This window comes from Brevibacillus humidisoli (assembly GCF_020923435.1).
In the GTDB taxonomy this organism is placed as follows: Bacteria; Bacillota; Bacilli; order Brevibacillales; family Brevibacillaceae; genus Brevibacillus_E; species Brevibacillus_E humidisoli.
The window spans coordinates 3197285-3218948 of the sequence record NZ_CP087263.1 but is presented as its reverse complement, the minus strand read 5'-3'; the positions used below and the strand labels follow the sequence as shown (position 1 = coordinate 3218948).

The 21664-nt window shown below is 52.0% G+C and carries 18 protein-coding genes and 1 riboswitch; of the genes, 7 read left to right on the top strand and 11 right to left on the bottom strand.

Annotation, left to right across the window (positions count from 1 at the left end):
* Window positions 1–8 precede the first annotated feature (8 nt).
* The 4 genes from LOK74_RS15810 (at window position 9) to LOK74_RS15795 (ending at window position 3312) form a co-directional block, all read left to right on the top strand.
* Complete coding sequence (locus LOK74_RS15810; protein WP_230042981.1) at window positions 9–1082, top strand: zf-HC2 domain-containing protein; 1074 nt, start codon at window positions 9–11, stop codon at window positions 1080–1082.
* A 115-nt stretch (window positions 1083–1197) separates the two neighbouring features.
* Window positions 1198–1767: an RNA polymerase sigma factor gene (locus tag LOK74_RS15805; RefSeq protein WP_230042980.1), complete on the top strand. Its 570-nt coding sequence runs from the start codon at window positions 1198–1200 to the stop codon at window positions 1765–1767.
* Window positions 1751–2134 (top strand): zf-HC2 domain-containing protein, encoded by a 384-nt coding sequence (locus tag LOK74_RS15800; protein ID WP_230042979.1) that lies wholly within the window; start codon window positions 1751–1753, stop codon window positions 2132–2134. Before LOK74_RS15805 ends, LOK74_RS15800 begins: the two co-directional genes overlap by 17 nt.
* Window positions 2135–2166: 32 nt before the next feature.
* Window positions 2167–3312: a cation:proton antiporter gene (locus LOK74_RS15795; RefSeq protein WP_230042978.1), complete on the top strand. Its 1146-nt coding sequence runs from the start codon at window positions 2167–2169 to the stop codon at window positions 3310–3312.
* Between the two features lie 114 nt (window positions 3313–3426).
* On the opposite strand, the gene LOK74_RS15790 is transcribed toward LOK74_RS15795, so the two are convergent.
* The 8 genes from LOK74_RS15790 to LOK74_RS15755 form a co-directional block, all read right to left on the bottom strand.
* The gene (locus LOK74_RS15790) at window positions 3427–3861 is read right to left on the bottom strand and encodes a P-loop NTPase family protein (RefSeq protein ID WP_230042977.1); all 435 of its coding nucleotides are present in this window, start codon (window positions 3859–3861) and stop codon (window positions 3427–3429) included.
* A 292-nt stretch (window positions 3862–4153) separates the two neighbouring features.
* Window positions 4154–5494, bottom strand: coding sequence for a YjiH family protein (locus LOK74_RS15785; protein WP_420908679.1), 1341 nt, complete (start codon window positions 5492–5494; stop codon window positions 4154–4156).
* Between the two features lie 85 nt (window positions 5495–5579).
* Complete coding sequence (gene hutH / locus LOK74_RS15780) at window positions 5580–7112, bottom strand: histidine ammonia-lyase (RefSeq protein ID WP_230042975.1); 1533 nt, start codon at window positions 7110–7112, stop codon at window positions 5580–5582.
* A 43-nt stretch (window positions 7113–7155) separates the two neighbouring features.
* A complete protein-coding gene (locus LOK74_RS15775; protein WP_230042974.1) occupies window positions 7156–8769 on the bottom strand; it encodes a BCCT family transporter in 1614 nt (537 codons plus the stop codon).
* Between the two features lie 151 nt (window positions 8770–8920).
* Window positions 8921–9922: a formimidoylglutamase gene (gene hutG, locus LOK74_RS15770; RefSeq protein WP_230042973.1), complete on the bottom strand. Its 1002-nt coding sequence runs from the start codon at window positions 9920–9922 to the stop codon at window positions 8921–8923.
* On the bottom strand, window positions 9919–11196 hold the full coding sequence (hutI, locus tag LOK74_RS15765) for an imidazolonepropionase (RefSeq protein ID WP_230042972.1): 1278 nt from the start codon (window positions 11194–11196) through the stop codon (window positions 9919–9921). The genes hutG and hutI overlap by 4 nt, the downstream gene beginning before the upstream one ends.
* Window positions 11197–11261: 65 nt before the next feature.
* Window positions 11262–12935 carry a urocanate hydratase gene (gene hutU, locus LOK74_RS15760; RefSeq protein ID WP_230042971.1) on the bottom strand — a complete coding sequence of 558 codons (1674 nt, stop codon included), beginning with the start codon at window positions 12933–12935 and terminating at the stop codon, window positions 11262–11264.
* A 164-nt stretch (window positions 12936–13099) separates the two neighbouring features.
* Window positions 13100–14587, bottom strand: a complete 1488-nt coding sequence (locus LOK74_RS15755; protein WP_230042970.1) for a helix-turn-helix domain-containing protein — start codon at window positions 14585–14587, stop codon at window positions 13100–13102.
* A 172-nt stretch (window positions 14588–14759) separates the two neighbouring features.
* Between LOK74_RS15755 and LOK74_RS15750 the strand changes: the two genes are divergently transcribed.
* A complete protein-coding gene (locus LOK74_RS15750; protein ID WP_230042969.1) occupies window positions 14760–16100 on the top strand; it encodes an MATE family efflux transporter in 1341 nt (446 codons plus the stop codon).
* Window positions 16101–16259: 159 nt separating this feature from the next.
* Here LOK74_RS15750 and LOK74_RS15745 read toward each other — a convergent pair whose 3' ends face one another.
* The 3 genes from LOK74_RS15745 to LOK74_RS15735 are packed head-to-tail and all read right to left on the bottom strand — an operon-like array spanning window position 16260 to window position 19870.
* Window positions 16260–17522 carry a PTS ascorbate transporter subunit IIC gene (locus LOK74_RS15745; protein WP_230042968.1) on the bottom strand — a complete coding sequence of 421 codons (1263 nt, stop codon included), beginning with the start codon at window positions 17520–17522 and terminating at the stop codon, window positions 16260–16262.
* 6 nt (window positions 17523–17528) lie between these two features.
* The gene (locus tag LOK74_RS15740) at window positions 17529–17804 is read right to left on the bottom strand and encodes a PTS sugar transporter subunit IIB (RefSeq protein ID WP_230042967.1); all 276 of its coding nucleotides are present in this window, start codon (window positions 17802–17804) and stop codon (window positions 17529–17531) included.
* A gap of 11 nt (window positions 17805–17815) precedes the next feature.
* On the bottom strand, window positions 17816–19870 hold the full coding sequence (locus LOK74_RS15735; protein ID WP_230042966.1) for a BglG family transcription antiterminator: 2055 nt from the start codon (window positions 19868–19870) through the stop codon (window positions 17816–17818).
* Between the two features lie 491 nt (window positions 19871–20361).
* Between LOK74_RS15735 and LOK74_RS15730 the strand changes: the two genes are divergently transcribed.
* A complete protein-coding gene (locus LOK74_RS15730) occupies window positions 20362–20835 on the top strand; it encodes a MaoC family dehydratase N-terminal domain-containing protein (protein WP_230042965.1) in 474 nt (157 codons plus the stop codon).
* Window positions 20832–21254 (top strand): MaoC/PaaZ C-terminal domain-containing protein, encoded by a 423-nt coding sequence (locus LOK74_RS15725; protein WP_230042964.1) that lies wholly within the window; start codon window positions 20832–20834, stop codon window positions 21252–21254. Before LOK74_RS15730 ends, LOK74_RS15725 begins: the two co-directional genes overlap by 4 nt.
* Window positions 21255–21475: 221 nt before the next feature.
* Window positions 21476–21587, top strand: a riboswitch (SAM riboswitch).
* Window positions 21588–21664: the final 77 nt, after the last annotated feature.

Sequence of the window (21664 nt, the reverse complement as noted above, 5' to 3'; positions counted from 1 at the left end):
GACTTGGGATGCAGACGCATCACATCCTCATAAATGAGCTGCTTCCTGCTTACATGGAAGGCATGGTAAGCGATGAAGCAAAAGAAGCGATCGAACAGCATCTGACAGAATGTGAACGCTGTCGACAACGTCTAAAAGAGATGCTGGACGAACTGGCGGAACCGTCTCATACGGACCATATGGGAAAAACTCGGCACGACAAAGATAGTGCTGACGACCTCCGCTTCGTCAGACGCATGAAGCGAGTAGCCCGCAATACGTTAGCCGCTGTCTTGGCTGGTGTGCTCCTCTTCTCTGCTGCTAGCTGGACGCTGGGCAAGATCTTTACTGAGGAGGAGCATCAAGCCGAGGAGCTTGAGGAGAATCGGGAGTTGATACAGATTGACAGCAGTCTGGTCTCCCTATCGCCGCCCCAATTGGAGATTCTGAAGCGGTCAGGTGTTGCAATCGAGGTTGTAGAACGAACCTTTGGTCAAGATGAGAGCAAACTGGTCTATCGATACCACTGGGATAGTCCCAACATTGACTATGTACAGGAAGACATATACTGGCCCAATCATCTCATCGCCATGGACTTAACCAACAACGAACTGATCATGCGTAAAGAAAATGTCAGTTCATTTGGGCATCGTGAGGATCTGGTCACCTGGAAGCTGGAAGGCGTGCGTGAAAATACGGAGACGATCGGGATTGAGCTGCCGAACTTTGCGATCTTCTACAAACCGGGTGAGTGGGAGACCGCTCTGAACAAAAGCGGGGAGACACGGATTGACCAGATCGTGGAAGTAAACCAGGTACAATTCTACATTGAAAAGGCGGATGTGAAGGATTCACAAGTGATCGTTTACTACCAACAATTGAGCGACGTACAGGAGGTTGGGCTGTACGAGCTTAGCTTTTCTCTGGTCGACGAACAGGAAACGGAGTGGAACAAGGAGCCGAATATCGATTTTCAAATATCGGAAAAACGTACGACCAGCTTGCCGATTTACAAAGACATGGAGGGGCTGGTAGCACTTCGCCTCGAACATGCGGCGCTCATTGTTCCAGGTATGCGTTACAAGTTTGATGTTCAACCATAATGTTGCGAGCCTTCTGGGGACGGATAACCCGAGGCTTTTATTTTTTCATCACAGGTGTAACCTTTCGCCTTTGTTTGTTACTACATGAGTGAGAGGGGAAAAGGAGGACTATCTTTTGAGCCTATTTGATCAACTGAAGCGTAATCATCGGGCTCGTAGTTCTTTATTGGATGAATTGACGGGGTTTTACAAGAAATACAAATCGCTGGTCTACGTGTATTTTTTCCAGCTAACGGGTTCTAGTGAAGAGAGCGAGGAACTGACGCAAGAGACATTTTATCAAGCGGTCAAGTCGATTCATCGATTTAAGGGACACTCCAGCTTGAAGACCTGGTTGCTGCAAATTGCCCGCAATGTGTATCGCAACAAGGTGCGGTCGTGGGCCAGGGATCAGTTGGTATACGCTCCGGTTGAAGTTGAGCTGCAGCCCGATGAAACGAACAATCCGCAAGAAGTGGCTTTGCAGAAATATTCGCATTCTCTGATACAGCAGATCTTCAGACTTATGCCCGAAGACTACCGCGATGTCTTGATTTACAAGGAGGTCGAAGGATTATCTCACATGGAGATCGGCGAGATCCTGAATAAAACCCCTCAAACAACCAAAGTTCTCCTCTATCGAGCGAAGAAGCGCTTTCGACAGCTATACGACCTGGAGGTGATCAGGGATGAGGGAACAGTGTGACATTGTGCAAGATATACTCCCTCTCTACATGGATGGGGCACTTCGCCAACCAACCAAGGATTATGTACAACGTCACTTGGCTGAGTGTGAGAGATGTCGGGCAGTCAAACAGGAATGGGAGAAGCTCGACAAGTGGCAGGCGGGTCGGTCCATCGGACAAGAGCCGCTGACCATCTCGACAGAGGAAGCCCGTTTTATCAAAGAAGTGAAAAAATGGCGAAGGAGGAGCGGGTTGTTCTTCCTGCTGCTGATCGTGTTGTTTTCAGCCGTTACCTGGATGCTTCGGACTTATCTGTACGAACCGATTCCCGCCGATAACCCCATGCAGTCCGTACGTGAGGTCATTCATCTTGTTCCCTTGCTGTAAGGCTGCAGCTTTACGCTAAGGAGGTAGTACGTGTGTTGGTATTGGAACTAGTCATTATCTTGCTTGCAGCAAAACTGGCGGGAAGCATTAGTGTCAAGATGGGGCAGCCGTCAGTGCTGGGGCAGTTGGTTGCCGGAATCGTGATCGGACCGTCTCTGTTGGGGTGGGTCAATAACAGTGAAATTTTGCAGGAACTTAGCAATGTAGGCGTTATTCTACTGATGTTTATTGCTGGTTTGGAGACCAATCTCAGGGAGTTTCGGGCTAGCGCCAAGGCCTCTACAGCCGTCGGGATTGGTGGCATTATCCTGCCGCTAGCTGGGGGATATGCTTCCGGGATGATGCTCGGACTATCTCCATTTGAATCGATGTTTTTCGGATTGGTGCTGACGGCGACCAGCGTGAGCATCTCCGTTCAGACGCTGCGTGAACTGGGGAAATTAAAAAGCAAAGAAGGAGCCACCATCCTTGGAGCGGCCGTGCTCGACGACATTGCGGTGATCATCTTGCTTGCGTTGTTGATGAGCTTGATCGATTCGGGGGTAAGCGTCGGAATGGTGGTGCTGAAGAAATTCCTGTTCTTTGCTGCAGCCATCCTTATCGCTTGGAAGGTTGTTCCGTGGGTGATGAATCGCTTTGCCCACTCAGGTATTCAGCAGGCTCCTCTGGTATTGGCCGTGATCCTCTGCTTCTCGTTTGCTTACTTCGCAGAGGCAACCGGTGTAGCCGGTATCATTGGGGCTTATCTGGCGGGCATCGCTATTTCCACGACCCGGATGCAGGAAGAGATGATCGAAAAGGTGGAAGTGCTCAGTTACGGCATCTTTGTCCCGATCTTCTTCGTCAGCATTGGGATCAGTACACAAATCAGCGGTGTAGACGGGATGTGGATGGTCATACCGCTCAGTCTGCTGGCGATTCTCGCCAAGCTGATCGGCAGCGGATTGGGGGCGAAATGGGTTGGATTCTCTTGGCGCAGTTCTCTCGGCATCGGGGCAGGTATGGTCTCCAGAGGAGAGGTTGCCTTGATTCTGGCTGCGCTTGGGCTGGAACAGGGGATTATTGAAGGGTCGATGTTCTCCGTGCTGATTATGGTTGTGTTGGTTACGACAATTGTGACTCCTCCGATATTGAAAGTTCTGTTCCAAGAAAAAAACGTGGTAGCAGTAGAGAAATAAGTTTGGCCGTCATGAGGTCTTCAGATTTTTCTGGAGACCTCATCGTCATTGGATAGAAAATGGCATGATGGTGTGACAGTATTCAGGAGTAGGCTTTTCGGCCGCGTTTCTGCTTCAATAGAAGTTGTCGCGAATCCCCTTTTGATACTGCTCCGCTTCTTGAGGATGGCGGAAGATGACCACCGTTTTTCCGTCTTGTACCGCCTTTAGCTTTTGTAGAATCGCCGGTCTTTTCTTTTTACGAAAGTTCCAGATCCATTGCAAGAACTCCCAATCAATTTTTTCCGAGCAGCCTTCTGCCATGTCTGCTCTGGTTTTTCCGTGATACTGTATTCTCCTCTTGACTACCCGGTAAAGACAGAGGGATCTTGGAAAGTCGAAGAAAATCACCGTGTCGGACTTGTCCAATCGAACATCAAGCGTTTGTGAGTAATTTCCGTCGATGATCCACTCGTCTTGTTCGGCCAACTTTGTTACAATCTCCTCCCACTCCTCACGGGGAGTCGCTTGCCAACCGGGCTTCCAGTAAAATGAATCCAGATGAATCACCGGCAAACCTGTCAGGCGGCCCAAAGACTGAGCAAAAGTTGACTTCCCTTATCCAGCACACCCCAGTACGAGTACGCGTTTCAATCCAGACCCCACCCTTTTGGCCAAATGGTCATTGCAGTGGCCTTCCGTTGTAAGACCCATGATAGTATACCATGAAATGACAGTCTTCTTGGTGTCATTACTCAGAATAAGTTGTACGACTCAGAATAACAAGAAAGTGTGAACGAAAAGGAAACACCCGAGGTTTTACCCTCGGGCGTTTGGCTTATCCACTACTTCTCTGTACTTCCTACAACAGCAGGTAAGCCACGGGCGCAGCGATAATCAAGGTGAGGATGGTCCGCTCCAGCCAGATGATCAGCAGCTTGGGAATGCTGATCGGAATATCCGTCGACAGGATGCAGGGGATCGTGGCCGAGAAGAACAGGACGGCCGAGACGGACAGGACGCCGATGACGAACTTTGTGATCAGGGGTGCGTCTGCCGTCAGCAGAGCGGGCAGGAACATCTCGGCGATTTCGATCGCAGACGCTTTTGCTGCCAGCAGCGGTTCCGGAATCTGCAGCAGCAGGGTAAATGGATAAAAGATGTAGCCCAGCAGATCAAATACCGGGGTGTACTCGGCCAGCACTAGGCCGATCAAGCCGACAGACATGATCGAGGGCAGGATGCTCATCGTCATCACAAACCCATCGCGCAGGTTTTCCCAGACATTGCGGGCTAGACCTGACGATTTGTCTGCTGCTTCCATCGCTTGTCTCCAAGCAGTGGACAGGAATTGACTGCGAATCACTTGTTCCGGCTCCCCTGTCTCCGTATAGTAGCTGTCGCTCAGCTTGCTAAGCGGCCAGATCCGCACGGTGATGGCGGTTACGGCAAAAGTAATGATCAGCGTAGCCCAAAAGTAGAGATTCCAGATTTCCATCAGGCCGAGGGTCTTGGCCACGACGATCATAAAGGTGGCCGATACGGTGGAAAATCCGGTAGCGATAATCGTTGCTTCTTTGATCGTGTACTTGCCTTCTTTAAATACCCGGTTTGTAATCAAAAGACCAATCGAATAACTGCCGACAAACGAGGCGACAGCGTCAATCGCTGAGCGGCCCGGTGTTTTCCAGATTGGACGCATGACCGGCTGCAGCAGCACGCCGATAAACTCCAGCAGACCATAGCCGACGATCAGGGCCAAAAAGACGGAACCGATCGGCACCAAAAGCCCTACCGGAATCACCAACTTTTCAAAGAGGAACGGCCCCATGCTGCTGGCCATCATCCAGGCAGGTCCCATCTGGAAGTAAATCATCGCAGCGACGATCACGCCAAGTACTTTTAAAAAGGAGAAAACGATGCTGACCTTGTCTTTGTTCCAGCTTTTCGTAATAAAGGGATAAAGAGCACCTAACAGAATGACGATCAGAGCATAGAGAGGAACTACAGACGGAAAACTTGTCCTGAACCAGGTGACGATATGATCAAGCGGGATAGAAGAACTACCGTTCACGGTGACAGGAATAAAAAACATGAAAATACCGACTAAACTAAACACAATGAACTTGACCACACTGGCAGGGGCAGTAGAAGGCCCTCTGGTTTCAAGCTGAATGCCGGATTGTTCTTTCAAACGCAACATCCTCCTTTGCGAAATGATCCTTTATGGGGATGGCCATAGTGCCCTGTCTACACCTGATGAGGGATAAACAGGGCGCTAATGGCTCCTATACCTGCAATTCGCCGATTTCCTCTTCGATCAAGCCTACGAGCTTGCCACTGCGAATCAGATCGGCAGCTTGCCGGATGTCGGGGGATAATACCCTGTCTTGTTCAAGCGGTGGAACATGCTGGCGGAACAGGTGGTACGCCGCTGCCGTTCCGACCCCCGGTTTGAGGGGCTGCATAAACTCCAGCGCCTGGCTGCTGCACATCCATTCAATCCCCAGTACGTTTTCGGTATTCCCGATAACTTTTACGGCTTTCAATGCGGCAGAAGTGCCCATGCTGACATGGTCCTCCTGCCCTGCCGTAGTTGGAATCGAATCGACGGAAGCGGGGTGGGACAGCACCTTGTTATCCGACACCAGGGCAGCCGCCGTATACTGCGGTATCATATAGCCGGAGTGAACCCCGCTCTTATCCACCAAGAAGGCGGGATGCCCGCTGTACTGTGGAGAGACCAGCCGGAATATCCTGCGCTCGGATACATTGGAGATTTCTGTGATTGCCATAGCCAGCATATCCATCGCCATGGCGACCGATTCCCCATGGCAGTTGGCAGAGGAGATGGCGACGCCTCCATGCTCATCAAAAACCAGGGGGTTATCCGAGGCGGAGTTGATTTCTCTTTCGATTACCTCTCTTACAAAGGCCACCACATCCTTGCTAGCCCCATGGATCTGGGGGATCGAACGGATACTGAGCGCGTCCTGAGTTCGGTAATCTTTGAATCTTTCGGCGATTTCGCTTCCTTTGATCAATTGCTGTATATTTTCGATGGTCTTCTGTATCCCTGGATGACGTTTCACCCTGGCGATTCGCGGATCGTAGGCGCGATAGGTTCCTTTCAGCGCTTCGAAACTGATCATCGAGACGATGTCGGCAGTCTTCAGCAGATTGATCGCATCATAGACAGCAAGCGCACCAAGGGCGGTCATATCCACGGTTCCATTGATCAACGAAAGTCCTTCTTTCTCAAAAAGCTCGATCGGCTCAAGTCCGCAGCTGTGCAATGCTTCACGCCCGCTCATCTGCCGCCCGTCGCAGATCGCTTCTCCCATGCCCAACAAAACGAGACTGATATGGGCTTGATGGGATAAGTAGCCCAGAGACCCCTCTTTTGGCACAAGCGGGGTGATCTCATGGTTCAGGAGGGAAACCAGCGCTTCCACGGTTTCCAGGCGGACACCAGAGTAGCCTTGGGACAGACTTTGGATCATCATCATGATGATCGCTCTGACCTGCTCTTGTGCCAGAGGCTCTCCCACTCCGCAAGCATGGCTCATAATCAGGTTTTTTTGCAGTTCTTTGGAGTCGGCAGTCGAAATTTTTACGCGCGCGTTGTCGCCAACTCCCGTCGTGATGCCGTAGACGACCCTTTCCTCGAAGACAAACCGTTCGACCAGGCTGCGTCCATGAACAATCCGCGCCTTTACTTCATCTGCTAGCTCCAATTGAGCATGATAGCGGGCGACGGCGACCAGTTCCTCTATGCGAAGATCATCATGGTCGATCGTTACCTTGTTCGGAAGACACATCTTCTGCACTCCCCTTTGCTGATCAGAACTGTATTCATTTCAATCAGGCCGTGTGGTTTGCTGCGACAGCTTCTTCCTCAGCCATGTCGATGTTCGCCGTGTCCGGGTGATTCGCTCGGTCATATACTTCCTTTTGCAAGATTCCTTTGATGGTAGAGTACGTCTGGACGATCATGAAGAAGAGAACAGGAAATCCTGCCACGGTGGCCATCTGCTTGACTGCGTCGATACCGGTGATATCTCCGCCGGTTCCCGCTGTAATGTTCAGCAGGGCCAACAAACCCATGATGATACCCCAGAATAGTTTGATTTTTCCGGGCGGTTCCGGATCGGCAATCGTATTGCCCGTGGTGGTAAGCGATGAGACAGTGGTCGTCAGCGAGTCAGCCAAGGTCGTAAAGGAAATATAGACGGCAATCAAGAGAATCCAACTGATCAGGGTAGCCAAGGGGAAGTGCTCAAGGAAGGCGAACAGCGAGAGCTCCAGGCCGCCTTCTTGCGTGTGAATCATGTCCCACAACTGGCCGCCGCCTTTCCAGTCAAAGTAAATCGCTGAGCCCCCAAAAACCCAGAACCAGATCGCTCCAAAACCGGCGGGCAAAAGCAGATTCATCACGACAAACTGGCGAATCGTTCTGCCGTACGCCAACCTGGCCAGGAACATCCCGATGATGGGAGCATAAGCCATCCACAAGGCCCACTCGAAGATCGGCCAGCTTTTTGGCCAATCGGATCCTTCCATCGGACTCATCCACAGATGTTTTTCCGGCATGTGACTGAGATAATGTCCAGTTGCTTCTGTACCGAGATTGAGTACAAAGGTAGTCGGTCCGAAAACAAAGACAAAAATCATCAAGAACAGGAAAAGTTTGGCGTTAAAGTCTGCAAGGGTCTTGATCCCTTTCTGCAGCCCGGTGTAGCTGGAGATGATATAGGTGGCAGTGATTGCAATCACTAGCACGGACCATAACCCGGGACCGGTGCTGATGCCCGCCAGGTGGTCGAGCCCGCTGCCAATCTGCAGGACGCCCTCACCCAGGATGGCAGCCATCGCTCCGGCGATCGCGAACATGCAGATGGCGTCGATGACCGTGCCGAATACACCGAATGCTTTTTTGCCCAGCAGCGGATAAAGGGTTGATCCGACGCTGTAAGGGAGTTTCAAGTTGTAGTGGGCATAGGCTACCGCAATACCGCAGATGACGTACATCGCATAGGGAGCGAGGGTCCATTGTTCCATGACCGCGGCCATCGAGAAAAGCGCTGCCTCTTCCGTGCCTGGTTGAATGCCCAATTCTGGTGGCGGACTGCTGAAGTGATAAAGCGGTTCTGCGGTACCCCAAAACAAGATGCCAACCCCGATCCCGGCCGTGAGTGAGATTGCGAACCATTGCCATTTGGTCACAATGGGAGTGGCGTCTTTTCCGCCAAAGCGAATCGATCCGTACTTTGAGAATCCGAGATAGAGACAGATGAAAATAAGAGCGAGGGCCATCAGGTTAAAGAGCCAACCGAAGTTGGTGAAGGCAAAATCGACAATCGCCGTTTGCAGATTGTAGAACTGCTCTGGTGCGACGATGCCAATCAAAACCGTTGTCACCAGCAAGATGGCCATAGGTAAAAATACTCCCCAACGAATCTTCTTTTGATTGTTCATCTTGATCGTTCCCTCCCATGCTGCGGATCACTTTACTGTTATACTGCATTAAAATCTTGGCGTGCAGAAAAACGAACTGAATGCGCTTTCAGAAGCTTCGCATAGGAAATGCGCCTGATACGCGCACTTCCTATATGAACCAAGAAATGTTTCACGTCTGCAACCGCTGGGCAACCCCTGTCAAGAACGAGAGCATCACATGGACCGCCGTTTTGACAGTCATGTCCCTCAGGTCCTTGAACGGATCGAGGCAGACGATGTCAGCCGCTTTTACCTTGTCACACTGACCAGCCAGCCAAACGGCTGCAAACAGTTCGTCACTGCGCATCCCGCCGGGAGTGGAAGCCGGCACACCAGGGGCATAGGCAATGTCCAGCACGTCCATGTCAACGGTGAGGTAGATCGTATCCACCTTGCGGCTCAACGACTCCAGCGCTTCGCCAATCGTGTTCTCGATCCCTCTTTTGCGAGCCTGGTGCAGGGTTACGTAGTTGACACCTTTTTGGTCAGCGTATTCTTTTAGCGAGCGGGCGTTGAAGAAGCCGTGCAGTCCGATGTTGTAGACATCTTCGCCGCGGATTACATCGCTTTCGATCAGATTGCGGATCGGTGTGCCGTTGCTCGGCCCGTTGTCCGACAGGTCACGCAGGTCGAAGTGGGTGTCCAACTGCAGGATGCCGACCCGTTCGTCGCGGTGCACGTCCCTGTAGCCTTTGACCAACATCGCGGTGATCGAGTGATCGCCCCCCATCACCACCGGCATGATGTTGGGATGATGGGTGCGCATGCTGGCCATCGCTTCGCGGATATGGCGATGACAAGTCTCGATGCTGGTTACGTGCTGGCGGACGTCGCCGAGATCGACGACGCGCAGAGCGGATAGGTCCTGATCGTAATCCAGGTTGTACGTATTGAAGTACTTCCAGGCCCGACGCATCGCATCCGGATTCTCACTGGCAGCGGAAGCAGAAATCGACGAGCGGGACAGGGGAACGCCAAGAATGGCCACATCATAACGGGACCAGTCAACTTCCGCTGTCTGCGCCGGATCAAGTGTCTCAATCCACTCGTGCACTTTTCGCTCGGCTCCAGCCGTGCTCCGCTCCCAGGAAAACGATGGCGGTTTTAGTTGGGGATACGGGTACCGTGTCACACCAACCGTCCTCCTTCCACTACTTTCACGCCAGCCTTGATCACCGTATCGGTGTGGTTGACGCCGTAGCGGTACTGCAGCTGCATGTAGTTGGGCACGTCAAAAATCGTGATGTCTGCTTTTTTGTTTACTTCGATGCTGCCTACTTCATGACCGCGGCGGATGGCGTGGGCTGCGTTGATCGTGGTGGCGACCAGTACTTCCGCCGGGGTCATGCCCATTTTGAGACAGCCCAGATTCATGATCAACGGCAGGGAAACGGTCGGTGAAGAGCCGGGATTGCAGTCGGTGGAGAGGGCCACCGGCACGCCAGCGTCGATCATCTTCCGGCCGTTGGCTGACTCCGCCATCAGGAAAAAGGCGGTTCCAGGCAGCAGGACAGCGATCACGCCAGACTCCGCCATCATCGCAATCCCCTTGTCGGATGCGCGCAGCAGATGATCGGCAGATACGGCTCCGATCTCGGCGGCCAGTTCCGCTCCCTCATATGGTTCGATCTCATCCGCGTGGATTTTGGGCAGCAGACCATGCTTTCGCCCTGCTTCGAGAATCCGACGTGACTGCTCAGGCGTGAAAACACCTCGTTCGCAGAATACATCGTTAAACTCAGCCAGCTTACGCTGGGCTACTTCCGGGATCATCACATCGATGACGTAATCGACGAAGCGGTCGGGATCCTCTTTGTAGTCTTGTGGAACAGCATGGGCACCCATGAAGGTGCTGACGATGTCGATCGGATGGCTCTTGTTCAACTCGGCGGCGACCTCCAACTGCTTCAGTTCATTCTCCAGCGACAGACCGTATCCGCTCTTTGCTTCCACGGTGGTCACCCCATGCAGGAGGAACTGGTCCAGCCGTTTTTTGCTTTCACGGTAAAGGGTCTCGTGACTAGCCTGGCGGGTAGCGGAGGTGGTAGCGTGGATGCCGCCGCCCCGATTCATGATCTCCATGTACGTCGCGCCTTTTAGTCTCAAGTCGAATTCGTCTTCACGGCTGCCGGCGAACACCAGGTGGGTGTGGGGATCAACCAGGCCAGGGGTGACCACTTTGCCGCTGGCATCGATGATGTCTGCATCCTGCATCCGTTCCCGGCAGGCTGTAGCCACCTCTTGGTCGGTGCCGACATGGCGGATCAGGCCATCCTCCAGCCAGACACTGCCGTCTTCAATGATGGACAGTTGCTCCATCCGTTTTCCGGTGAGCGGTTCGCGGGAACTGCCAGCCAGTGTCACCAACTGGCTGGCATGGCGAATCCAGAGCGGTTTTGTGCTCATGGAATCTCTCCTTTCAATCAAGCGTTGCAATCAGGACAAATCGTTTCCGTATGCATGACTGGTCACTACTCTTTTAGCATCGGGATGTGGACCCCTTTTTCCTTTGCCGTCTGGATGGCAAGCTCGTATCCGGCGTCGGCGTGGCGAACGACTCCCATTCCCGGGTCACTAGTCAGGACGCGTTCCAGACGTTTCTCCGCTTCTTTTGTACCGTCTGCTACGATGACCATCCCGGCGTGCAGCGAGTATCCCATCCCTACACCGCCGCCGTGGTGGACCGATATCCAGCTCGCGCCTCCGACGGCGTTGATCAGCGCGTTGAGGATCGGCCAGTCGGCCACCGCATCGCTGCCGTCTTTCATCGCTTCCGTCTCCCGGTTGGGGGAAGCGACCGAGCCAGAGTCGAGGTGGTCGCGCCCGATCACGATGGGAGCCTTTAGTTCACCCTTGGCAACCATCTCGTTGATGATTTTGCCGAAGCGGGCCCTCTCGCCGTAGCCCAGCCAGCAGATGCGGGCGGGGAGACCTTGGAACTGAATCCGCTGCTGGGCCATTTTGATCCAGTTGCAGAGATGCGTGTTGTAGCTGAACTCGCGCAGGATCACTTCATCCGTTTTGTAGATGTCTTCCGGATCTCCAGACAGCGCCGCCCAGCGGAACGGTCCTTTACCTTCGCAGAACTGAGGGCGAATATAGGCAGGAACAAAGCCCGGGAAGTCAAAAGCATTATCCACTCCCTCATCCTTGGCTACTTGGCGGATGTTATTGCCGTAGTCAAAGGTGATCGCTCCCCGCTGCTGCATCTCCAGCATCGCCCGAACATGAGTGGCGATGCTTGCCCGTGATTTTTCCTCGTACGCCTTGGGATCGCGCTGGCGCAGTTCGGCTGCCTCCTCCAGACTCATGCCGATTGGGATGTACCCGTTGAGCGGGTCGTGCGCCGATGTCTGATCGGTCAGCACATCGGGAATGAAGCCGCGCTGCAGCATCTCGTTCAGCACTTCGGGAGCGTTGCCGAGCAGTCCGATCGAGAGGTCTTTTTTGTCCCGTTTAGCATCGAGCGCCAACCGAATCGCCTCGTCCAGATTGTCGGTCATCACATCGAGGTACTTCGTATCGAGGCGGCGCTGGATGCGGGTAGGGTCTACTTCGATATTGATGCTGACCCCGCCGTTGAGAGAGACGGCCAGTGGCTGGGCGCCGCCCATCCCGCCGAGACCAGCGGTAACCGTGATCGTACCTGCCAGGCTGCCGTTAAAATGTTGGCGCGCGCATTCAGCAAACGTCTCATACGTGCCCTGCACAATGCCCTGGCTGCCGATGTAGATCCAGCTGCCGGCCGTCATCTGGCCGTACATCATCAAGCCTTTTTTGTCCAACTCATGGAAGTGGTCCCAATTAGCCCAGGCTGGTACCAGGTTGGAATTGGCGATCAGTACGCGCGGCGCGTCTGCATGTGTTTTAAAGACGGCTACCGGCTTACCCGACTGCACCAGCAGTGTCTCGTCGGCTTCCAGGTTTTTCAGTGTTTCTACGATCGCGTCAAAGCATTCCCAGTTGCGGGCTGCTTTACCGATGCCGCCATAGACGACCAGGTCTTCCGGCCGCTCGGCTACATCGGTATTCAGGTTGTTGTGCAGCATGCGCAGTGCTGCTTCCTGTATCCAGCCTTTGGTATGAAGTTCTGTGCCGGTCAACAGGGGCACAACTCGCTTGTTCGTATGGTTTGTGATAGGCATGATCTCACCTGCTTTTCGATAATGGATTTGCTCCTCTTTAGTATAGAAAAAGAGGAGCAGCGAAAAACAGGAGGCTCCCTTTCGAATCGGTTTCATTTTTTTCTGTCAACGTGGACAAAAGAAAAAGCGCTTACAGCGATATAAGCACTTTCTTTCGGTTTCTTTCATTTTTTACGATTTCGAAACGAGCGGGGGGATGTTCCTGTTTTTTCTTTAAAAATTCTGCTGAAGTAGTTGGCATTCACAAACCCGCTCTTATCTGCGATTTCCTGTACGGACAGGTTGGTTTCCAGCAGCAGGCGCTGTGCTTCCTTGAGTCGGATCGAGGTGAGCAGCTGGCGGAACGAGCTGTCCGTCCGTTTGGTCATCAGCGAGCTGAGATAAGCCGGGCTGCGGTCGACGTAGCGGGCGACGTCTTCCAGACGCAGATCAGACTGCTGAAACTGTTCTTCCATATAGCGGAGCGCTTGTTCGACCACATCGGTACGAGCACTCTCCCGGTGGTGACTGGCGGCATCCAGCACTTCGTAGAGAAACAGCAGGAATTCCTGGACGATCCGGTAGAGGATCGGATTGTACAGGATCGTCTCAAAAACACGGTGATAGAGATCTTCCACCGCGCCTTCGTCCAGGTAGTACGACTTCATGAAGCGGCGTACCTGTGCCAGTATGCTGGTCAGCCGAATCCGCAGCAGTCCCGGTTCGGGATAGGGTGCTTCCTTGTTTAAAAACTCCCGGTACATCCAGCGTTTGATTTTCTCCCGATCCCCGTCGTTAAGCATCTCGATCCAGGTTCGCTGTTCGGCAGGCGTGAGGAACGGGTCAATCATCAGCCAATCTACTTTTCCTTGTACCACTGAAATCTGCCGGTATCCCTTAAAGAAACGGATTTCGAGAGCCTGCTTGGCATGACGGTACTTCTGGTTGAGTGTCAGCAGCGGATCGTCTGTGTCGTAGATGACGATAGACAAGGGTTCAGCAGATGTTTCTTCCCACTCCCGCAAGAGACGGCTTCCCAGGTAGTGCAGCTGCTGTGCTGACTGCAAGTGCTCGGAGGGGAAGACACAGACGATGGCGTCGCTGAGCGGCAGCAGCACGGGCGGCGCGTGAAACGGGTACTCCTGCAAATAGCTGAGCAGCGTCGTCAGTTGTGCCGTATCTTCCGGCTGGATCAGCATCAAGTGGTAGGAGGTGCCAGATGCTTCTTGCGGCAAAAACAAGGAACGGTAGGAGACGGCAGGTGAAGCAGGAGCCGCGGTTCCTGCCGATGCCCGCACAGATGGGAGCAGTTCCCTTGCGCAGCGGGTGAGGACCCGTTTGATCGTATCGGGTGACTGTGGCTTCACCCACAGGTCAATAGCGTGCAGTTCAATTCCCTGCACAGCTCTCTCAAATGTGGCCTCTGCGGTCATCACGATGACCACGGGCTGGTAATGATGGATCAGCTCCTTAAAACTGTCCCATGCTTCCCGCGGAATCATGTCCAGTTCGATACAGATCACGTCAGGTACTTCTGCTTCGATCAGGCGAAATGCTTCGGTCGGCGTTCCCGCTGTCAGCACGATCTCATAGTTGAGCGCATAGGAGGAGACGAGCCAGGCAATCCCGGTTCGTTCGTTTTGGTCGCGGTCGGCTATCAGCAGTTTGGCCATGGGAATCCTCCTTCACTATCTGTCTTTAGGGGGAACAAGAAGCGGCCCTGAAGGGATGTTCGATCAAAAGATTTGCTTTCATTATACCTCTTGAGCGTGCTGGAAACAGTGTGACTTTCAAGTTGGACAACTGCGGTTTATACTGGAAACAGTTTGAGTGGAGGTTACAACCATGTCAGCAACAGCAGCAAAACTACGTGAAGCACCAATCGGGAAGTTGTTTTTTGCCTATCTGCTCCCTTCGGTTCTCGGTATGCTTTTAATGTCTGTCAACATTGTGATTGACGGTATCTTTATTGGTCATGGAGTCGGCCCCAATGGATTGGCAGGGGTCAATATCGCCGTTCCTGCTTTTTCGATCTTCATCTCGATCTCGCTATGGATTGGGATTGGCGGAGCGACGCTGTATTCCATTTCCCTGGGGGAAAACAAGCAGAGAGAGGCGCAATCGATCTTTTCCCAAGCCTGTACCCTGGCTATTCTGCTGATCGGCGTGATCATGATTATCTGCCTGTTCAACATCGAACCTCTCGCCCTGCTGCTTGGGGCCAATCAGGTGATCCTGCCGTATGCGTTGGATTACCTGTCGATTCTGTTGATGTACGGGATCGTGTTTGTTTTTCAGAATATACTGAGCATCTTTGTTCGCAACGATGGCAATCCCAATCTGTCGATGGCCTCTCTGATTGTAACTGCGATCCTCAATGTGATCCTCGATTACGTGTACATATTTGTCTGGGGATGGGGAGTGGCGGGGGCGGCGTACGCGATTGTTCAGGCAACCGGGATCGGCTTTATCGTCCTGCTTACCCATTTTTTCCGGCGGAACAGGACGCTGCGGTGGGTGCCCGTTCGCTTTGATGGTCACACGATCAAGCGCATCTTGACGATCGGCTTTCCCAGTTTTGTTGCCGAGATCGCCATCGCGATCGTGACGATTGCGATGAATCTGGCCTTCATGCGGATGATTGGAGAGATCGGCGTTGCTTCCTATTCAATCTTGAACTATCTGCACTCCTTGATGCTGCTCGTATTTCTCGGAGTCGGGTCAGCGCTGCAGCCGCTCGCCAGTTTTCACTACGGAGCACGGCTGTACGATCGTCTGAAGCGCTGCATGCGGCTGGCCGTGATCACGGCGCTGGGGCTGGGCCTCTTTTTTCTTGGTACAGGCTGGCTTTTTGCCGGACCCCTCGTCGCCCTGTTCGACGTCACCTCGGAGGAACTGTATCAACTGACGGTGAACGGGTTGAGTTTGTTTTTCTTAAACTATTTGTTTTTAGGCTACAACCTGGTGTACGCCACCTATTTTCAATCAGTAGGGTATATCCCCGTCGCCTTGATCATTACGATTGGCCGGGGAATCCTGCTCGTTTTGCTGTTTTTATGGCTGCTGCCGGACTGGTTGGGTCTCAACGGGATTTGGCTCTCCGTACCTGCGGCTGAGGCGTTGACCGCGCTTATGATCTTTCTCTTTGGACGCTTGAGACGGTCTGTTCCCGATCCGATGGTGTAAGGGTGGGCTGTTTCGATTGGTTAGCAAACATGCAGGGGAATACAGCAAGCAAACAGGCGCTGCTTTTTTTCAGCAGCGCCTGCTTAATAGACAGATCATCATGCGGTGTAATCGCAGCGTATGCATTCACCAAAGCCATAATAGTTTACCAAAGCCATATTAGTTCACTAAAGCCACTACTTTCCCCAGAATAATCCCGACGATGCCAAAATCAGCGTCGCCAAAGGTGGTTCCCTCAAATCCGAGCGAGCCCAGTACCGGCAGAAGCATCGCAGGCAAAAAGCTGATCAGCAAACCGTTTACGAAGGCGCCGGCAATCGCTCCGCGACGGCCGCCTGTCGCATTTCCAAACACGCCGGCCGCGGCACCGGTAAAGAAGTGGGGGACAAGTCCGGGTACGATCACTTTCAATCCGAAGATCGGCAATAAGAACATCGATACCAAACCTGCGACAAAGCTGGCAAAAAATCCGATCACAACGGCATTGGAGGCAAACGGGAAGACCGTCGGACAATCAAGTGCCGGAATGGCGTTTGGCACTACTTTGTCGGCAATCCCTTTAAAGGCGGGCACAATCTCGGCCAGCAGAATCCGCACCCCGGCCAGTACGATGTAGACCCCTGCGGCAAAGGTAATCGCTTGCAATACCGCATAGACGAGGTAGTTTTGGCCACCGCTTAGTTCCTGCTCAACCAATCCTGGCCCTACTGCAAGGGCCACAATGAGAAACAAGAGCGTCATCGTTAAGGATACAGAAACGGATGTATCTCGCAAAAAGCCCAGTGATTTTGGCACTTTAATCTCTTCTGTCGATTTTTCCGGGTTGCCGACCACTTTTCCGATATACCCGGCCACCAAGTAACCGACAGAACCGAAATGACCCATCGCAATGTCATTGGTACCTGTAATTTTTCTCATAAAAGGCTGCAGCATGGCAGGAGATAAGACCATCAATGCACCGAGGATAATCGACCCGATGATCACCATTGGTACGCCCTTCACACCACCGGTCGACAAGATCACGCCAATCAGGCACGCCATAAACATCGTGTGGTGACCCGTCAAGAAAATGTACTTAAACGGGGTGAAGCGCGCCAACAGGATGTTGACGATCATCCCGAACAGCATGATCATCGCTGTTTCCGCGCCAAAGGTTTGCTGGGCGAGCGCGACGATCGCTTCATTGTTGGGGATCACACCCTGGATGTGAAAGGCCATGTCAAACATTTTGCCAAAAGCGTCTAACGCGCCCACCAATATGCCTGCGCCAGCGCCCAGGATCAGAAAGCCCATGACTGTCTTTAAGGTTCCGGAGACGACATCAGCCGTCCCTTTTTTCTGCAGCAGCAATCCGACCAGGGCAAACAGCCCGACCAAGATCGCTGGGGTTCCCAGTATGTCTTTCATGATTAGATCAAGCATCGATGATCATCCCTTCGTGAAGTATTGTTGCAAGGCTTCCTTGATCTCTGCTTGGTTTAAAATGTTCTCAAGACCAATCACGCAGCGTTTGCCATCTTCCAGTTGATCCACAATATCTTTTGAGCCCAGATACACATCTGCCTGCTCTGTTTTGCTCGTCGCCAGATCGGTGTGGGAGACTTCCGCTTGCACGCCCATCTCAGCGAGGATTTTCTTTACGTTCATCTCCACAATGAAGCTGCTGCCCAATCCATTTCCACATACCACCAGAATCTTTTTCATGCTTTTCCCTCCTATTCGGAATACGTTGCGATATATCGAAGTATGGTATCTTTATCATTGGCGGCGATCAGTTCGTCGATGTTGCTTTCTTCGGACAGCATCTTTGACATCTGCGCCAATGCTTTTAAGTGGGTTTCTTGGTCGATGGCGGCCAATACGATGATCAACTGTGCTTCCCGCTCTTGGTCCTCTGAGAATGAGACGGGCTTCTTCAATCGAAGCAAACTCATGCCGACCCGGTTTACTCCCTGCTCCGGTCTTGCATGCGGCAGCGCCACTTTGGGAGCAATCACGACATAAGGACCGTTTTCTTCCACGTTGGCGATCATCGCCTGCACATACCCCTCTGTGATCGACTGGCTGCGCAGAAGCGGTTCGGCTGCCGTACGTATGGCTTCCCGCCAATCACTCACCTGGTCTTTCAACAGGATATATTCTTCGCGTAACAACTCGTCTAGCATTGGTTTTCGCTCCCTTTTTAGCTGCTTATGCTGTTGCAACACCTGCTTGATTTCCTCTATGACCTCTTCCTCTTTTTCCAGGACTGCATATTTTTTCACTACCTCGACGATGCTTTGTGCCGTCACATGGGAAGGGGAATGGTTGGATAAGTTCTCCATTTCATTTAACAGGTGCACTTTATCGGCATCCGTTAAGATCGGGTTGACGAAAATGATCCGATGACGCGGGTTGCTTATTTTGGTCGTAGAGACAACCAAGTCTACCTCTTCCTGAAACTGTTCGTATTGCCTGAGGGTAAGGGGACCAAGCAAATCAATGTTGGCAAAAAGCCCCTCCAACTGCTGCGCCAGGATGCGAGAGGTGCCTACGCCATTTGCACAAACCAGCAAGACACGCCGCAGGGTGCTCGCTGTGATCCCTTGTCGCCGCATCCAGCCTCCGAAATGAACGGTAATATAGGCGATCTCATCTTCTGTGATCGTTTTGCCGACCAATTCTTCCAGCGGTGAGATGCTTTTTTTGGTCAGTTCATAAATGTCGCGATATTGGCGCACAATCACGCCTTTCAGCGGGTTGGAGACGTCGATGTTATAGATAAAGCGGTAATAGGCTGGCTGCAGGTGAAGATACAAATTTTGTTCCAGTTCAACGCGGTGATCAAACACCACACAGGCTCGCATCTCAAACAGATCAACCATTTTCCGGATCGCCGCTTTTAGAAAAGGAATCTCATGCTGCTCCGTCGACTGATCCAGTTCATTCACCTTGGCGCTTAGCAGCAAGGTAGACAAATAGCATTTTTCGTCCTGATTCAGCTTGATTGGGATGATTCGCTCCAGCGTATCAACTACCTGATAATGCTTTGTCGTCACGATGTGCTTGATCTGTTTTTGTGGAAAAGAGACGGGATGGCCGCTCAAAAACCGCTGGAGGTAGAGAGAAAAGAGATAACTTAATAGCTTGGTCGAATCATCGGCAAACTGCAGATGCAAGTGGTACTCGCATTCCCCCAGCCATTGCAGGATCGCGTCGGGAGTAGGAATGTCTCCCCGGCCTGCAAGCAGTTCCTGGATCAACCGTTCTTGACCATCATGCAGCAGAGAATGTACGGATTGACTTAACAGATTGCGGATCGTCAATTCACTCCCGCTGATCCGATATCCATCCGTGTGCGAGTAGGAGAGTCGCAGCCCCTGCCGTTCTACTTCCTTTTTGATGTGCTTGATATCATGTAAAGTGGTATTGCGGCTGACACCAGTCTTCTCCATGCACTCGCGTGTGGTAATTCGTTCATCGGTCAGGAGCAGATAGAAAAGCAAATAGAGCTGCCTTTCACCTGGGCGCAAAGCAGATAGATCGAAGCTTTTTGTTCCCGTGATCCGAGCTATCGCTTGCTTCCTGCTGTCGTCGAAATAAAACCCTTTTGCATAGATGTACGGTACGGCTGGCAAACCAGATTGTTTGAGCCAATCGTTGATTTTCCCGATGTCGTAGTATAATGTTCTACGAGAAATCGAGAAATGTTCCATCAATTCCTTGACTGACACGTAGTGATGGGACTGCAGTAGATACTGCAAGATTTGCATTGCTCTTTTGTCTAACATGGTGGCCACCTTTAGCACAAAATCATGCACAATCTGCTGCTTGCACAGATGGTAGAACATCTGTTTATACTACTACTTTACTATATGGGGCATTTGTATTGTCAGACCGAATGTTACCAAGCAGACTTGTGCAAAAATTGTTCCCTGGATACTAATGGGAAACGGCAGTTGTAGAATGAATAGGTGTGAAAGAAGCCAGCGAAACGGGTTGAAAAAGAAGCAGGTTAGTCTCGCGACAAGTGCGGAACAAGCAGATATCCTGCTATACCTAGTTGTGAGATCATCTTGTTTTTTGCGAACTTAGGATCTCAGGTGAATATTGCGGCTGTGTGTACGTCTTCATATAAGCAGACCATATTGTCAGTTAAGGAGAAGATATCGTCTGCGAGTTTGAATTCCCGCATAAAAGAAGAGAAGAGGCAGTTGCCTGCTGTCTGGAGGATGAAGCCGGCCAATAGGCAGCAATCCAGGAAAAGCGAGGAGGGTCAGCGGTGACCAAAGATCTATCCAAATACGTCGGATACACATTTGAGCCGTATGCGTATCGCGTAGAAGCAGGAAAAATCCGCGAGTTTGCACTTGCGATCGGCGATGACAACCCGATTTACCATGACAGAGATGTTGCCCAGCAGTCAGGCTTTCGCGACATCCCTCTACCCCCTACATTTTCTACCGTGATCGAGATGTGGGCAGGACCCAGTTTCGAACATTTGATAGAAGTGTTAGAGCTGGACCCGCTTCGCGTGCTGCACGGAAAACAACGGTACGATTACGGCAGTGTGATCTGCGCGGGTGATGAGATCACCGCCTGCTCACGGATTGTCGCTGCCGAGTCGAAAAGCAGAATGAACCTGTTCACATTGGTGACAGAGTATGCCAATCAGCAGGGAGAACAAGTACTGAGAGCTGAGTCGGTGATCATCGAGATGCAGGAGAGAATGAGAGCGAAGGAGGGAAAAGGATGAAAGAACTGCCCATCCTACATAAGCAAGCGATTACCCACACCCAATTAGTCCGCTACGCCGGTGCCTCTGGTGATTTCAACCCGATTCATACGGTTGTACCCGTAGCCAAACAGGCTGGACTGCAAGATGTCATCGCCCATGGGATGCTGGTGATGGGGTTCGCGGGACAGGCGCTGACAGAGTGGTTCCCCCGTCAGTATTTGCGCAGTTTCCAAGTGCGGTTTTCGCGAATGACCTATCCAGGCGAGCAGTTGTCTGTGAGTGGTCAACTAGTGGAGTCGATGGTCCGCGATGGTGAGGAACGCTGGCTCGGCGAGCTGATCGTGACCAACCAGACGGGTGAAGCAAAGCTGAAAGGAACCTTTGAAGTATGGAAAGGTGAACCAGAAGGTTCGGAGAACTTACCATTAATTCCCTAGAAAATTGATTCACATTTTTACCGTTATTAGAAATAGAAGCCTTCTCCTCCTCGGGAAAAAGGTTGTCGACAGTCCCACCCAAATACGCGCAGACCGGGTGGGGCCTTTTTGTGGGACCGAAGACATACAGATATGTAAAATCAGGAAAAAAACACATTATATGAAAAGGGTTGATAAAATCATATTTTCATTTAAAATGAAAAAGAAGTTCATAGAAAGACCCCTTATTATGAGTGGTGGAGGGACTGGCCCGATGAAACCCGGCAACCCACTGGAAGGCAAACTTTCAGGAAGGTGCCAATTCCTGCAGGCATACGACCTGGCAGATAAGGGAGAGCGGTGCAGATGCGATCCTCTTCCCTGTCAGCAGGGGAGAGGTTTTTTCGTATTCTTTTACACTTACACAACAA

Bases quoted from the DNA above. Each gene is read 5' to 3' on its own strand.
- LOK74_RS15755 (WP_230042970.1), bottom strand. From the start codon at position 14,587: ATGGCCAAACTGCTGATAGCCGACCGCGACCAAAACGAACGAACCGGG.
- LOK74_RS15810 (WP_230042981.1), top strand. From the start codon at position 9: ATGCAGACGCATCACATCCTCATAAATGAGCTGCTTCCTGCTTACATG.
- hutU (WP_230042971.1), bottom strand. From the start codon at position 12,935: ATGCCTATCACAAACCATACGAACAAGCGAGTTGTGCCCCTGTTGACC.
- hutH (WP_230042975.1), bottom strand. From the start codon at position 7,112: ATGTGTCTTCCGAACAAGGTAACGATCGACCATGATGATCTTCGCATA.
- LOK74_RS15740 (WP_230042967.1), bottom strand. From the start codon at position 17,804: ATGAAAAAGATTCTGGTGGTATGTGGAAATGGATTGGGCAGCAGCTTC.
- LOK74_RS15735 (WP_230042966.1), bottom strand. From the start codon at position 19,870: ATGTTAGACAAAAGAGCAATGCAAATCTTGCAGTATCTACTGCAGTCC.
- hutI (WP_230042972.1), bottom strand. From the start codon at position 11,196: ATGAGCACAAAACCGCTCTGGATTCGCCATGCCAGCCAGTTGGTGACA.
- LOK74_RS15800 (WP_230042979.1), top strand. From the start codon at position 1,751: ATGAGGGAACAGTGTGACATTGTGCAAGATATACTCCCTCTCTACATG.
- LOK74_RS15785 (WP_420908679.1), bottom strand. From the start codon at position 5,494: ATGTTGCGTTTGAAAGAACAATCCGGCATTCAGCTTGAAACCAGAGGG.
- LOK74_RS15750 (WP_230042969.1), top strand. From the start codon at position 14,760: ATGTCAGCAACAGCAGCAAAACTACGTGAAGCACCAATCGGGAAGTTG.
- LOK74_RS15775 (WP_230042974.1), bottom strand. From the start codon at position 8,769: ATGAACAATCAAAAGAAGATTCGTTGGGGAGTATTTTTACCTATGGCC.
- LOK74_RS15725 (WP_230042964.1), top strand. From the start codon at position 20,832: ATGAAAGAACTGCCCATCCTACATAAGCAAGCGATTACCCACACCCAA.
- LOK74_RS15745 (WP_230042968.1), bottom strand. From the start codon at position 17,522: ATGCTTGATCTAATCATGAAAGACATACTGGGAACCCCAGCGATCTTG.